13 protein-coding genes and 1 riboswitch are annotated in these 13,338 nt (G+C 43.4%); of the genes, 3 read left to right on the forward strand and 10 right to left on the reverse strand.

What is annotated here, in order from left to right; genetic code table 11:
• Window positions 1-3: 3 nt before the first annotated feature.
• From GM612_RS09425 to folB, 5 genes are read right to left on the reverse strand one after another with little or no spacing between them, the layout of a single operon-like run.
• On the reverse strand, window positions 4-588 hold the full coding sequence (locus GM612_RS09425) for a non-canonical purine NTP pyrophosphatase (protein WP_155432129.1): 585 nt from the start codon (window positions 586-588) through the stop codon (window positions 4-6).
• Window positions 581-1,903, reverse strand: coding sequence for a bifunctional folylpolyglutamate synthase/dihydrofolate synthase (locus GM612_RS09430; RefSeq protein ID WP_343031872.1), 1,323 nt, complete (start codon window positions 1,901-1,903; stop codon window positions 581-583). Before GM612_RS09430 ends, GM612_RS09425 begins: the two co-directional genes overlap by 8 nt.
• 5 nt (window positions 1,904-1,908) lie before the next feature.
• Complete coding sequence (gene folE / locus GM612_RS09435) at window positions 1,909-2,478, reverse strand: GTP cyclohydrolase I FolE (protein WP_155432131.1); 570 nt, start codon at window positions 2,476-2,478, stop codon at window positions 1,909-1,911.
• Complete coding sequence (gene folK / locus GM612_RS09440) at window positions 2,468-2,974, reverse strand: 2-amino-4-hydroxy-6-hydroxymethyldihydropteridine diphosphokinase (protein WP_155432132.1); 507 nt, start codon at window positions 2,972-2,974, stop codon at window positions 2,468-2,470. The genes folE and folK overlap by 11 nt, the downstream gene beginning before the upstream one ends.
• Window positions 2,967-3,332 carry a dihydroneopterin aldolase gene (folB, locus tag GM612_RS09445; protein ID WP_155432133.1) on the reverse strand — a complete coding sequence of 122 codons (366 nt, stop codon included), beginning with the start codon at window positions 3,330-3,332 and terminating at the stop codon, window positions 2,967-2,969. The genes folK and folB overlap by 8 nt, the downstream gene beginning before the upstream one ends.
• A gap of 123 nt (window positions 3,333-3,455) precedes the next feature.
• Between folB and GM612_RS09450 the strand changes: the two genes are divergently transcribed.
• Window positions 3,456-3,959 (forward strand): phosphatidylglycerophosphatase A family protein, encoded by a 504-nt coding sequence (locus tag GM612_RS09450; RefSeq protein ID WP_155432134.1) that lies wholly within the window; start codon window positions 3,456-3,458, stop codon window positions 3,957-3,959.
• A gap of 227 nt (window positions 3,960-4,186) precedes the next feature.
• Here the strand turns inward: GM612_RS09450 and GM612_RS09455 are convergent, their stop codons facing one another.
• The gene (locus tag GM612_RS09455) at window positions 4,187-4,399 is read right to left on the reverse strand and encodes a MerR family transcriptional regulator (RefSeq protein WP_155432135.1); all 213 of its coding nucleotides are present in this window, start codon (window positions 4,397-4,399) and stop codon (window positions 4,187-4,189) included.
• A gap of 574 nt (window positions 4,400-4,973) precedes the next feature.
• Between GM612_RS09455 and zwf the strand changes: the two genes are divergently transcribed.
• Together zwf and gndA are read left to right on the forward strand one after the other, a co-directional pair.
• Window positions 4,974-6,446 carry a glucose-6-phosphate dehydrogenase gene (gene zwf / locus GM612_RS09460; RefSeq protein ID WP_155432136.1) on the forward strand — a complete coding sequence of 491 codons (1,473 nt, stop codon included), beginning with the start codon at window positions 4,974-4,976 and terminating at the stop codon, window positions 6,444-6,446.
• Window positions 6,447-6,836: 390 nt separating this feature from the next.
• On the forward strand, window positions 6,837-8,273 hold the full coding sequence (gene gndA, locus GM612_RS09465) for an NADP-dependent phosphogluconate dehydrogenase (RefSeq protein WP_155432137.1): 1,437 nt from the start codon (window positions 6,837-6,839) through the stop codon (window positions 8,271-8,273).
• A 203-nt stretch (window positions 8,274-8,476) separates the two neighbouring features.
• On the opposite strand, the gene GM612_RS09470 is transcribed toward gndA, so the two are convergent.
• The 4 genes from GM612_RS09470 to GM612_RS09485 all read right to left on the reverse strand — a co-directional run bounded on the left by GM612_RS09470 (window position 8,477) and on the right by GM612_RS09485 (window position 13,080).
• Complete coding sequence (locus GM612_RS09470) at window positions 8,477-9,040, reverse strand: VanZ family protein (protein ID WP_343031873.1); 564 nt, start codon at window positions 9,038-9,040, stop codon at window positions 8,477-8,479.
• A gap of 313 nt (window positions 9,041-9,353) precedes the next feature.
• Window positions 9,354-9,995 (reverse strand): SDR family oxidoreductase, encoded by a 642-nt coding sequence (locus tag GM612_RS09475; RefSeq protein ID WP_155432138.1) that lies wholly within the window; start codon window positions 9,993-9,995, stop codon window positions 9,354-9,356.
• A gap of 283 nt (window positions 9,996-10,278) precedes the next feature.
• Window positions 10,279-10,629, reverse strand: a complete 351-nt coding sequence (locus GM612_RS09480; RefSeq protein WP_155432139.1) for a hypothetical protein — start codon at window positions 10,627-10,629, stop codon at window positions 10,279-10,281.
• A 241-nt stretch (window positions 10,630-10,870) separates the two neighbouring features.
• Window positions 10,871-11,036, forward strand: a riboswitch (M-box (ykoK) riboswitch).
• A 739-nt stretch (window positions 11,037-11,775) separates the two neighbouring features.
• Window positions 11,776-13,080, reverse strand: coding sequence for a cation:dicarboxylate symporter family transporter (locus tag GM612_RS09485; RefSeq protein WP_155432140.1), 1,305 nt, complete (start codon window positions 13,078-13,080; stop codon window positions 11,776-11,778).
• Window positions 13,081-13,338: the final 258 nt, after the last annotated feature.

The raw sequence follows: 13,338 nt of genomic DNA on the forward strand, positions 1-13,338 counted from the left end.
GAGTTAATCTCCTCTCAATTTAGCGGCCAGTTCTGCTGCGGCACGTCCACGATGAGTCAGTGGAATTCGAACCGCGTCTGGCAGTTCCGCTAGCGTGTGTCGTTGTTTGGGCAAGTAAAAAATTTTGTCAAAGCCGGTAGAATAATTGCCCTGAGTGGTCAACGTAATTTGACCGTTGACTCGTCCAGTCGCTGTGACGACGGATTTGTCGGGCTTAACAGCTGCCAAAGTGCAAACCATTGTGGCGTTGCGATTTGATTTGCCGGCCATCGCATTCAACAGCGTTTCATTGTCACTATGGTTAACGTCTTGGTGCAGTTCCCGCTTAGTCGTGACTCCCAGGTGCGGGCCTAGGGCAGCTACTTCTATCCCACTGTCATCGGCGATTATACCCTGATTAGTGTATTCTGACAGAAATCGCGCTTTATTTTGAGCGTTTTTTTGGTAACTAAAACGAGATTCACTTGGAAAATTTAATTCGGGCAGCACTTGGCGATAACTAATTGCTGCTATTCCAACCATTGCAAGACACTTGATCAAATCGCGTGTTTTAAAGTCATTGTTTGAAGCAATCAGCCACTCAGTCATTGGCAGCCTCCATTGCAGCCAGTTCTCGTGCCACGTAAAAGGAGCCCGCCACAACGATCAGCCCGTTAGCAGGCAAATCCTTTCGAGCCTGAACCATCGCTGTCGCCATATTCGGCATTGCATTAACTTTCACGTCAGGCTTCAGATTATGAATCTGAGTTGCTAGCTCAGCTGCTGACAGTGCCCGCTGTGGATTATCGGGGGTCACCGTCAACACTTGTGAGGCCAGTGGCAACAGCAACTGCAGCATGGCAGTCACCGCTTTATCAGCCAAAAAGCCAATGACCCAAGTCATCGGTTGCTGACCCACCAAGTGCTTTAAGCTGGTTGTTAACGCGGTCATACCATCAGGATTATGCGCCACATCGACCACGGTAAGTGGCTGCTGATCAATCACACTCAAGCGATCCGGCAACATCACGTGCTGCAGTCCATTTAAAACGGCATCATCTTTAATGACGACGCGTTGCTGCCTCAAAACTGCAATTGCCGTTAGGACAAGGGTTAAGTTTTGAACCTGAAAATCACCGATAACATTAGTATTTAACCCCGACCAGTCAAACAGGTCGCTGTGAAGATCTATAACCATCCCAGTTAAACTGCGCTGCTGTACAGCAATCGTCGTCTTTGGCGCAATTAACCGCACGTTTTGCTTTTCTGCTTCATCACGTAAAACTTGCATTGCAGCTGGCTTTTGTTCCGCCAACGTCACTGCTATGGTACCTGGCTTAATAATTTTAGACTTTTGCGTCGCAATTTTAGTCAGCGTGTCACCAAGGATCTGCATGTGATCCATGGCAATTTTGGTAAATACCGTCAGTTGTGGTGCACTGATCGCGTTCGTTGCATCCGTCAAGCCTCCCAAACCCGCTTCCAAGATCACGTAATCGGCACGTTGATTCCGGTACCAGATCAGGCTAATCAAAAACTGCCATTCGAAGATTGAAATGTCCGTCACCGCTAATCCTAGCTGTTTGATCACCGGTTTAATTTCGGTGTAGCTATCAATAAACTGAGCTTCAGAGATCCATTGATGGTCAAACTGAATTTGTTCGCGATCGTTTAAAACGGCTGGGCTATTGAACCGACCAACGTGGAAACCCTGCTGTTCTAAAATAGCACTCAGCATAGCTCCCGTTGATCCCTTTCCATTTGTGCCCGCAATGTGGATCACATGATAGTACTTCTCTGGGTGGCCTAAAGCTGCCACAATTTTGCGCAGCAAAGGTACCCGGTTAGTCTCGCCCACTAACCGCGCTTGATTAAACTGCTTGATCAATTTCTGATACATTTCATGAACGGTTTGTTGATCCACAGTCATCACCCGCTAATTCGCTGTAAAAATTCCCGTCTCAGTTCGTTGTCCGTCTTGAACTGACCGGTATAGTAACTCGATTCAGTTTGACTGCCCGTTTTTTCAACACCGCGCATTTCCATGCACATGTGACGCGCTGATACCGAGACCGCAATCCCTTTAGGGTCAAGGATCCGGTTGAGTTCCTTAGCAATGTTGACCGTCATTCGTTCCTGAACGTTTGGCCGCTTAGCACAGTAGTCGATCAGCCGTGGAATCTTACTGAGGCCCATGACCCGTTTATGATCTGGAATATAAGCCACGTGAACCTGACCGAAAAATGGCAGCAGGTGATGTTCACACATTGAATAGAACGGAATATCTTTGATCAGCACCATTTCGGTCGTCTCCTCGACCGGAAAAAGCTTGTAATTATCGAAAGCCGGTGCGTTTACAGAAGCGAAGACCTGACTGTACATCCGAGCAACACGAGCAGGCGTCTCCTGCAGACCATCGCGATTAGGATCTTCACCCACGGCTTCAAGAATCATCTTAACGGCTTGTTCAATCTTTTTTTGATTCGTTTCATCCATCATATTTTACTGTGACCCCTTCTACTTTTTTGATCCAGCTCTTATCCGTTTGTTGCTTTAAGGCAGTCGTGACCATTGATAAAACAGCAGCATCATCGCCAGCAACTTCTTCGACTGGCAATAAGACAAAGTTTCGTTCGTGAGCGCGAGGATGCGGGACCGTTAGCGTCTGCGTGTGGATCTCACGATTGCCCCAATAAACAATGTCTAAGTCAATCGTGCGCGGTCCCCAGTGCTCCAGCCGTTTGCGATGACCAGCTTGTTCCACGCTGTGTAGCACATCAAGCAGCGTCTGCGGTGCTAACGAAGTTGTCAGCGCAACCGCAATATTATAGAAGTTTGGTTGTGCTAAATTTCCCCAGGGTTGCGTTTCGTAAACCGAAGAAACTGCCTGAATCTGAATTGCGGCATTTTGATTTAATAAACTGACGGCCTGTTCAAGGTTAGCCAGCCGGTTACCAATATTGGAACCAATGCTTAGGTAGACGCGTTCACGCATGGTTCTCACCCGCCACTTCAATTTCAACGTTATCGAAGATACCGGGCATTGGTACACTGTATTTACGAATCTTCAACGTAATTTTGGTGGCCATCGGGAAGTTTCCTAGCAGCATCTTCAGCAGTTCGTTGGCCAGTGATTCGATCAGTTTGTAAGAATGCGTGTGAACAAAGGCGTCAATATCCTTGTTGACGTCCGCATAACTGATGGTTTCGTCCAGGTCGTCGGTTTGTACCCGTTTCTCGATTGGGTAGTGCAAAGCAACGTCGATGGCTAATTGCTGACCATTTTTACGTTCTTCTGGAAATACACCATTAAAGGTATGAAACTTGAGATTATTGATTCGAATAACGCCCATGGTGCCATTCCTCCTTGAAATCAACTAAATTGCTTCTATTTTACCATCGTTTACCACCGGAAACATCCAATATTGCGCGTTTTTTGGTACACTGTAGATAGTCGGTTTGAAAGGATGATAAAATTGAACAATCGAAACTTTAAATATCCTGATACAGCAGCCTATAACTGCATCATTAACTACTTTAAATCAAAACAGATCAAACTTGAAGATATCGCTTCGATCACTTATAAAATGCAGTTAAAGTTCATTCCAGAACTTCACGAAGATGAGGCCATGTCTGCCGTAGTGGATGTTTTGCATAAACGCGAAGTCATGAATAACGCGATGGTTGGCATCGCACTTGATCAACTTGCTAGTAAAAGTGAGCTGCCAGAGCCACTGCAAAGCATCGTTGAAAATGATGCGGGCGTTTTCGGCGTTGACGAACTTTTAGCTGAAGGGGGCATCTCTGGAATCTACGGCAAGATTGCCACCACTAACTTTGGCTACTTGGATCGTGAAAAACACGGCATTTTAAAACGCTTAGACACGGTCAAAGGCGAGGGGGTCAATACTTTTCTAGATGATATCATTGCAGCCGTTGCCGCTGCAGCGGGAGCTAAATTGGCTCATAAGTACGCTTAATATTAGACACTCATGCGGTTGCGGCTGAATCGCTCTGCCGCCAAGAATACTACTAACATAGTTGTCTAACAGCAAGCAATTAGTGTCGCTAATTGAAAGAGTGGTGAAACTCGTGGTTCGATTAGGACACATTAAAAGGGTGGTTTCCCTCAAGTCTCAGGAAACCACCCTTTTATGTTCTTTCTACTATTGCACACCCTTGATGATGCTTGTGCACCTTTTGAATACTACACCCGCGTTTCGCAAAGTGGCATCAATGTTTTGAGGTCTTCAACTGACGAACCATTTTCAATGAAACAGTTCACCATATCTAACCAGTAAAGGTCCTTGTCCGAATAAGCGGCCGCTTCATTCTTACAGGGTAGCAGCCCAGCACGCGTGATCGTTGTGATTCGCTCCGCTGTGAGCCCTGAACGGGTCGCGATTTCTCCCAAAGTCATTGTCGTTACCTTCCTTTTGTTGATTATTTGAGCAATTTTACTCTCATTTAGTAGAATTGCAATAGCTAAAATGACAAGGTTTCTAGGGCGCAAAATGGCCTCTCGTTCAGTTCTTACCCCCTCTGAAAGATCACTAGCTGCTCAGTTGCTTGAAGGATTGAAGCTTGCCGTCGACTGGTTGAAAAATAAGTCAAACCACTTGCTACTTAGCCCTCAAACCGGTATTGTTGTATAGGTGTGTGGCAGTATTGATTCGACCAGTGAAAATTTAAGCTGAATTGAGTCCACTTTCAGCAACAATTATGAATTTTCAATAAAACTCGAATCTCAGTCGGATTTTCGCGAGATTTTCTTTCAAAAATGTTGTCTTACTTGAAAGCTTGTTTCATATGTATTAGTAACCGCTTGCAGAACTTTAAGCACTAATTTATGTAAGAAACTTTTCGTAATCCCCTTTTTTTACTGCCGATTTGTTATATAATAATTCCGATACGAGTGGTCTAGACGAAATTTTTCGCCTATTCGTACTTAGTCATCGACTACTTTACCTCATAAAATTTAAGGAGTGAATGTATTGGCTACTGAACGAACTTCACTATTTCTATTCTTTGGTGGGACCGGCGACCTAGCTTACCGGAAACTTTATCCTTCCATGTTTAATTTATACAAAAAGGGTACTCTACGTGAACACTTTGCGGTTTTGGGTACTTCCAGAAATAAAATGACGGACGCCGAGTTCCAAGAAACCGTCCGTAAGTCAATTGGCACCGCTAAGTCTGATAAGGATGCGGAGAAATTCGTTTCTCACTTTGCTTACGAAGCTCATGATGTTACTGACAAAGCCCATTACTCAGTTTTAAAGAACCGTTGCGACGAGCTTGACAAGAAGTATAAGCTGGGCGGTAATCGGATCTTCTACCTCTCACTGGCACCAAGCTTCTTTGGTACGGTTGGCGGTTACCTGAAGAGTGAGGGCCTGACTGACACAGAAGGCTTCAGCCGTCTGGTAATTGAAAAACCATTTGGCCGTGACTTCGACTCCGCTCAACAATTGAACGAGGCCTTAAGCAAGTCCTTCAAAGAAGAACAAATCTTCCGGATCGACCATTACTTAGGTAAGGAAATGATTCAAAACATTGAAGCTGTTCGTTTTGGGAACACACTGGTTGAATCACTTTGGAATAACCGTTATATCGACAACATTCAAGTTACGCTGTCCGAAAAACTGGGTGTTGAGGAACGGGCTGCCTACTATGATAACTCAGGCGCCTTGCGAGATATGGTACAAAACCACATTATGCAAATCGTCAGTTTACTGGCAATGGAACAACCCGTTTCATTCACCGACGTTGATATCCGGGCTGAAAAAGTGAAGGCTTTACGTTCACTGCGGGTTTACAACGTGGCTGAAGCTTCAACTAACTTCGTCCGTGGTCAATACGGTGCTGGTGACGATCAACGCGCCTACCGTGATGAGGATAATGTTCCTCACGATTCAACCAACGAAACGTTCGTTGCTGGTAAGTTGCTGTTTGATAACTACCGTTGGTCAGGTACACCATTCTACATCCGGACTGGTAAGATGTTAGCTGACAAGTTCACCCGTGTGGATGTGGTCTTCAAGAAGCCGTTGATCGACATCTTCTCATTCCCACAAAATCACAATGCACCGCTTGAAGCTAACGTTTTGACGATGTACATTGAACCACACGCTGGTTTCTCACTTCGTCTAAACGCCAAAACAAACGGTCAAGGTTTCCAAACCGCACCGATCGACTTGGATTACTTCGTAGATGACAAGGATTCCAAAGCTACACCAGAACCATATGAACGTCTGATCCATGATGCAATGAAGGGTGACGGTACCAACTTCTCCAGTTGGCAAGAAGTTTCCTACGCATGGCGCTTTGTGGACCAGATCCGTAAAGTTTGGGACTTGCAACAACCACAGTTCCCGAACTACACCCCTGGTTCAATGGGTCCAGCCTCAGCTGACGAACTGATTCAACGTGATCATCGTCAATGGGTATACCGTTTAAATAAGTAAGTAAGTCTAAAAATACTCGAAAGTATTTCGAGTGACTTTAAAACGACATCAAAAAGATGAGTTTCGTATTTTACGAAACCCATCTTTTTTTGTTGTGATTATTTTGCTTGAGCGTCATCAATCTATATGTTCGGCATGGCATTGGTTTTTGAGTCCGTTGATGCATCATCAATAATAGACGCCCAAAATAAGGGCTATTTTCACTTGTGAATTTCACCAAATTTTCATGTCATTTCGATTCGCCTAAAAGTCGTTCATTTCAATTGGTCACTGAATTTATATCACATTAAATATTAACTAAAACAAGCATTTATCCTTCACATTCAGATTGTGAAATGTTAAACTTTAATTGTGTTCAAATCAATAATCTCATCAAAAGGAAGGTTTGTAATGGCTGATAAATTAGCAAATATTGGTGTTGTCGGAATGGCTGTTATGGGCAAAAACTTAGCCCTAAACATTGAAAGTCGCGGCTTCACTGTTGGTATTTATAACCGTACTGCTGCGAAAACTGATCAAGTAATGAAGGACCACAGCGACAAGAAACTGGTCCCAAGTCACACGATTGAAGAATTTGTCAAATCTCTAGAAAAGCCTCGTCGGATTCTCTTGATGGTTAAGGCTGGCGCTCCAACTGATGCTGTTATTGATGAGTTGATTCCATTGCTCGATAAGGGTGATGTACTGATTGATGGTGGTAACACTAACTTCCATGACACTATGGCACGGAACGCAAAACTTGATAAATCAGGAATCAACTTTATTGGTATGGGTGTTTCTGGTGGTGAACTTGGTGCACTCCAAGGTCCATCATTAATGCCAGGTGGTCAAAAAGAAGCTTACGATTTGGTTGCACCAATTCTGGAACAGATCTCCGCAAAAGCACCTCAAGACGGTAAACCATGTGTCACTTACATTGGCCCTAACGGTGCTGGTCACTACGTTAAGATGGTGCACAACGGTATCGAATATGGTGATGAAGAGTTAATCGATGAAAGTTACAACATTATGCGTCACGTTCTGGGACTTTCAGTAGATGAAATGGCTGATATTTTCAAAGAATGGAACAAGGGTGAACTTGACAGTTATCTGATTGAAATCACTGCTGACATTTTGACTCGTAAAGATGATTTGGGCGATGACAAGAGCAAGCCAATTCTTGACATGATCTTGGATCGTGGGAACAACAAAGGGACTGGTAAGTGGAGCTCAGAAGATGCACTGAACGTTCAAGTTCCGCAATCAGTTATTACTGAAGCCGTTTATGCACGTTACATCTCCATGATGAAGAAGGAACGTGTCGCAGCATCCAAAGTCTTAGCCGCACCAAAGGCTGACGAACAGATCGGCGACAAGAAGGAAATGGTTGAAAAGATTCGCCAAGCCCTCTTCTTCAGTAAGATCATGAGTTACGCACAAGGCTTCGAACAATTACGGTTCGCTTCAGAAGCTTACGACTGGAACTTGCAATATGGTCAGTTAGCTCAAATCTGGCGTGCAGGCTGCATCATCCGTGCTCGTTTCCTGCAAAACATCACGGATGCCTACGACAAGAACCCTAACTTAACTAACTTACTGCTTGACGACTACTTCAAAGACATTGCTGCGAAGTATCAAGAAGCTACTCGTGACGTGGTTGCATTAGCTATCAAGATGGGTGTCCCAGTACCTGCATTTAGTGCTGCGATCACTTACTACGATTCATATCGTTCAGAAGTCTTACCAGCTAACTTGCTGCAAGCACAACGTGACTACTTCGGTGCCCACACTTACGAGCGTGTCGACCGTGATGGTTCATTCCACTATCCATGGTATGAAGAACAGTAATATTTTGAGAAAAGTCTGACAAAACTCGTTTAGATTCGAGAGTATAGTCACAAAAAGGGATTTCTTAAACTTGGGAGATCCCTTTTTTGTGACTATCTGGATAGAATCTGAGCTGTAAGGTTACTAGATAATGATGACTTAAATATGCAATAAAAACCGTTACCGAATGAGCGAACTCATTGGATAACGGTTATTTTGAATGATCATATTTTCTGCGTGGATAATCTTTTCAAAGAGAAGAAATGAATCACCCGGCGTAATGGCGAATGGCGAAGCACGATGATAACAAAGTAACCAATCACAACGCCAAATGCATTGGTGATGACATCGTTAATATCGACCCATCGCGAGAGGTTTACAAACGTGTCTAAAATAAACTGCGTCCCCTCAATGGTGATCCCAATTGCTATTCCACTCAAAATAACGTGGTGTTGGCGAGTTGGCCGAAGCAGCGCAAGGTAAACACCCATCGGAATCATCATTAAGATATTCAAATAAAAGTCCATTTCAATACCCCGAAACGGAATCGGGTTAGTTGGCACATGACCGACCCAAAACGGCGTCATCGTCGGTACAACGCCGAATGCATAGGAAGTGGGGGTCAGGGTAAGATAGCCCACGACTGCCAGATAAATACCAAAGCTGATGATCGTTATCATTTGACCAAATCCACGCCGATGCCTCATCAGCATGCCAAGGCCAGAAAAAAGAATGATAACGAACACCAAGTAAGGCATCCATTGAATAAATTGACTCTTAGTAATCACCTGATCCACCTCCTTATCTCTTAAAAGGGTTGTGGCAAAATCACTCGATTGAGTATGCTGCCACGGATCCCATGGTTCAACTTTAAGCCACCGTTTTCAATTACCATTGCAGCTAAATTCTAGCCTAAGATTTGCTAATCACGCTCTCAAAGCGACCAAATAGCCACAAATAGGTGACCTCCCAAAGCTTAGGAAGCCACCCATTACTGTTCCTTTATAGAATCCAAGTGGATGTTTCATAACGACTGTCCTAACTGCTAATAGCATTACTATAAACGCTATAATAGGTGATTACTAGAGCATATCGTTGTGCTTAAAGTTTTTTTAATGCTTCCTCGATTGGCGTGTCGCCACTCACGATTGGGATCGTTTTCTTAATGGTATTTGGCTGCTTAAGTGAGGCGATTGCGACCCTTGCAACGTCTGCGCGAGCAACCGAGCCACCTTCCAAGCCATCGGTGTTGATCTTGCTAGTACCTTCGTCAAAAGTCAGGGCACCTGGTTCCAAAATCGTATAGTCTAGTTCGGTGCGGTAGCGAAGCCATTCATCCGCGTAGAACTTAGCAGCGTAGTATGGTCGAATTGCATCACCCCAGCGATTGCGATCTTCAGCCCACAGTGCGCTGACAAGTACGAACCGCTTAACACCGGCAATTTGAGCGCCCTGCATACTCTTAACGGCACCGTCCAAATCAACCAGTAACGTCATGTCGTCCCCGGTTTTTCCGCCTGAACCAGCGGTAAAGATGACGGCATCGAAACCGTCTAAGGTAACGCCCATTTCTTCAGGACGGCCTAGCAAATCAAAGTGAGCCGTTTTAATGTGTTGATCTTCAAAAAACTCAGCTTGCTCTGGCTTGCGAATACCCGCGACAACCTGATCGCCGTTGTCAGCCAACTGTTGGCTGACTAGTCGGCCTACGTTGCCGTTAGCACCAATTACAAATACTTTCATTATAGGGAGCCTCCTCATTCATCAAAATAAGTTTACATCCTATAATTATACCTATCCTGACGCTGGGAAGCTAATAACTAGCTTAAATTCACCCTTAAGCTTCATTTAAGGCCATCTGGTTACGCTGTTTACGTGTAGTAATTCCTACTACATTCGTTAATCATATTGGAGAAGGTCTACTAGGCAGACCAACTCTCATCCAATTTCCCCTACAATTGGATCTAATCTACTTTTCAATCCCTAAAAAAGGCGACCCGTGAAGGTCGCCTTTGGCTTAAAATGATTAAAGTCCTGGTGCAATTGCATCGTATTTCTTTTGATACCATTCATCATATGTCTCACCGGACATCACACCATTTTCCATAAAGGATTGATCTAGTGCGGAAATGATGCGCGAAAAGAGTCGCTCGTCATAGGTGTAAAGATAGTCACGGAGTTGTTCTGGACCGAAGTTACTATTAAGATTAATATCGTGATTAATTTGTTCAATTTCGTACTGAATGGGATATTCAGTCAAAATTTCGAGACTTTTTGTCGCGTATTTACTAAGATAAAAGTCGATAAAATCGCGGACTGCACGCTCTTTTGCCACATCACTCAACTGATCAAATAAAACCACGCCTGGTTGTAACACGCTGATCACTCCTTAATTTAAACTAATGCGTACTTACCCAATGAATAGTATAGTTCTTTTAAGAACATTTGGTAAGAAATACAGATTAAAACAATCCGTCTATTTTTAGGCCTTTAATAATAGATATTCTCATCCTCCTTTACATCAAATAATCAGTTTCAGAAAAGTCTTTTTAGTCTTACATTTCTGAGCACTAAGATTGTTATTTTCTCGAAAACCGTGTATACTAAATAGTGGAAATTGAATAAGCCGTTAGGTGAGGCTCCTATGCGGAAAATGCTACTGCTCAGAAACGTCGAAAAACGCCAATGAGTCAGCTGTCCGGGTTAAAAAAAGGCTCGGTCTAATGTAGCTGTTATGTAATAACTACGCCGTATAGTGCTAAAGCTCAACGATTGGCTAAACAACCCGTGCTTGGGTTATTAAAGTGTGTGAATCAAAAGCGCTCAGTCAATCGTTGACCGAGCGCTTTTTAAGTACCTAACGCAAGGCAACGAAAATTGGAGGTGAGGGTTTATGACAACAGATTTATATGATCCTGGATCGCAGTCTTATCACGCGTGTCAGGGAAAGCGAGCTGTCATGGCTCATCACCGTATGAGGTACTGGCACTAATTTGCTGGAACTCAATAGTGTCAGCCTACTTTCCCTGCCCTATAATTGGCGATTTTGAGATGATTTGGTAAGTCAATCAACCACTTGAATTTCTTCGTGATCGGTGTTGCAACCTATCTAATGCGAAGATCCTGTTAGTAATCGTTAGTGTGATTGATTTACCGTTCGATTGAATTGGGAAAGCAAGGGTTAACAGTTTGAGTCTCAGTACCAGCAAAGACCAATTGGTAGTGAAATGCCGATCAGCTGTTTATGTGCTTCACCATACGGGGAACTGTATGGGGAGATTTTAATCTGGTTAACTTCAGCCTCTAAAGCGTAAGAATTTCATTTTAAAACGTCAACCATCATCATAACATTTACTATAACGCTGTCGAAGTTGTTAACGATATCCGCAAGTATAGCTTGATGGGAATCAACCTCACTTGGCGGTATCAACCAATCGATACAGCACCAAAAAAGCGTCCTGAAGATGATCTTCAGGACGCTTTTTAATTGTTTATTTTTAAATTTCAATCATTTTACAAACGGTCAGCTATTCTGACTTGGTGCACTTTGTTGCTTATTGAAAGTTGCAGCATAATCCGATGATTTCTGTTCATCGAACTCCTTTTCAGATTTAGCGATTACTACTGAAGCTAACGAATTACCAACCACATTGACAGCTGTCCGACCCATATCCACAAGCCGATCGATTCCGGCAATGAAGGTTAATCCTGACATTGGAACACCAATTGTTGAGATGGTTGCCAACAGCACCACGAATGAAGCACCTGGCACCCCCGCCATTCCCTTTGAGGTGATCATTAGGACAACTAACAAGGTGATCTGTTGTCCGATACTTAGATGAATATGATAGGCCTGAGCCAAGAACAATGCGGCTAATGATTGATAAATAGCTGAACCATCAAGGTTGAAAGTGTAGCCAGTTGGAATAACGAAGGAAACAATTCCTTGACTGACACCAAACTTATCCATTTTATCAATGATTCGAGGTAGGGCTGCCTCTGAACTAGCGGTAGAAAATGCCAAAACCACCTCATCACGAATCACCTTTAATAGGGTAAATATATTCAGTCCAAACATCCGTGCAACAAAACCCATCACGACTAATATAAAGATTGCCATGGTGGCGTACGCAAGAACGATAAAGTAGCCTAAAGGCGCCAGCGCCGACAGTCCCATTTGCGCAATTGTAACCCCAATTAAAGCACACACACCGATTGGTGCAGTATGCATAACCCAGTTAGTGACCTTAAACATCACTTCTGAAACAGCCTGCAGAAAGTCAATAATGATTTGGCCTGTTTTACCAATGGCTGCAGTACCTAGACCAAAGAAGACGCAGAAGAAGATTACTGGCATCATGTCACCAGTACTTAATGCACTGAAAACGTTAGTTGGGATGATACCCATCAGCGTATCCCAGATCCCACTATGTGCTTTAGCAGTCTTAGCAGTTGACACGTACTGACTGATATCTTGAGAATGCAAAGAATGAATATTGATAAAGTCTCCGGGATGAAACACATTGGCAACTACAAGTCCTAGGATAATTGCAATAGTTGTCATCAGCTCGAAGTAAATCAACGTCTTCCCACCAATTCGACCAAGCTTTTTAATGTCGCCCATGTTAGCAATACCAACTGTTAAACAGGAAACAACAATCGGCAGCACGATCATCTGAATCAAATCAATGAACATCGTTCCAATATTTTGCATGGCAGTTATTGCCGTCTTGTTTTGATAGAAGACAACCCCAAGCACAATACCTAAAACCAGCCCAATCAGGATCTGCCACCCTAAGGTCAAGCGATAACCTCGATAACGTTTCATTTTCGAGCCCCTCATTCTAAATAATTATTAAAACCACCCTTACCATTTTATCATAATCTCAGATAGTAAGCGTGTCTCATTTTAGGCTTCGCCTATTCAAGTGCTATAGACGCTGCAATAGCAAGGTTTACAGGTAAACATTAATTTTATTCACTCGTGACTTAAGACGCGATTGGACTAGTGTTTTATATTATATACTGTATAAACCAATAAAAATACAATCTGGATTCATTTTTATGTAAAAAAATAGCCATCGAT

It is taken from the genome of Secundilactobacillus folii, assembly GCF_009720675.1.
GTDB lineage: Bacteria > Bacillota > Bacilli > Lactobacillales > Lactobacillaceae > Secundilactobacillus > Secundilactobacillus folii.

Bases quoted from the DNA above. Each gene is read 5' to 3' on its own strand.
- GM612_RS09475 (WP_155432138.1), bottom strand. From the start codon at position 9,995: ATGAAAGTATTTGTAATTGGTGCTAACGGCAACGTAGGCCGACTAGTC.
- GM612_RS09455 (WP_155432135.1), bottom strand. From the start codon at position 4,399: ATGACTTTGGGAGAAATCGCGACCCGTTCAGGGCTCACAGCGGAGCGA.
- gndA (WP_155432137.1), top strand. From the start codon at position 6,837: ATGGCTGATAAATTAGCAAATATTGGTGTTGTCGGAATGGCTGTTATG.
- folK (WP_155432132.1), bottom strand. From the start codon at position 2,974: ATGCGTGAACGCGTCTACCTAAGCATTGGTTCCAATATTGGTAACCGG.
- folE (WP_155432131.1), bottom strand. From the start codon at position 2,478: ATGATGGATGAAACGAATCAAAAAAAGATTGAACAAGCCGTTAAGATG.
- folB (WP_155432133.1), bottom strand. From the start codon at position 3,332: ATGGGCGTTATTCGAATCAATAATCTCAAGTTTCATACCTTTAATGGT.
- GM612_RS09485 (WP_155432140.1), bottom strand. From the start codon at position 13,080: ATGAAACGTTATCGAGGTTATCGCTTGACCTTAGGGTGGCAGATCCTG.
- GM612_RS09425 (WP_155432129.1), bottom strand. From the start codon at position 588: ATGACTGAGTGGCTGATTGCTTCAAACAATGACTTTAAAACACGCGAT.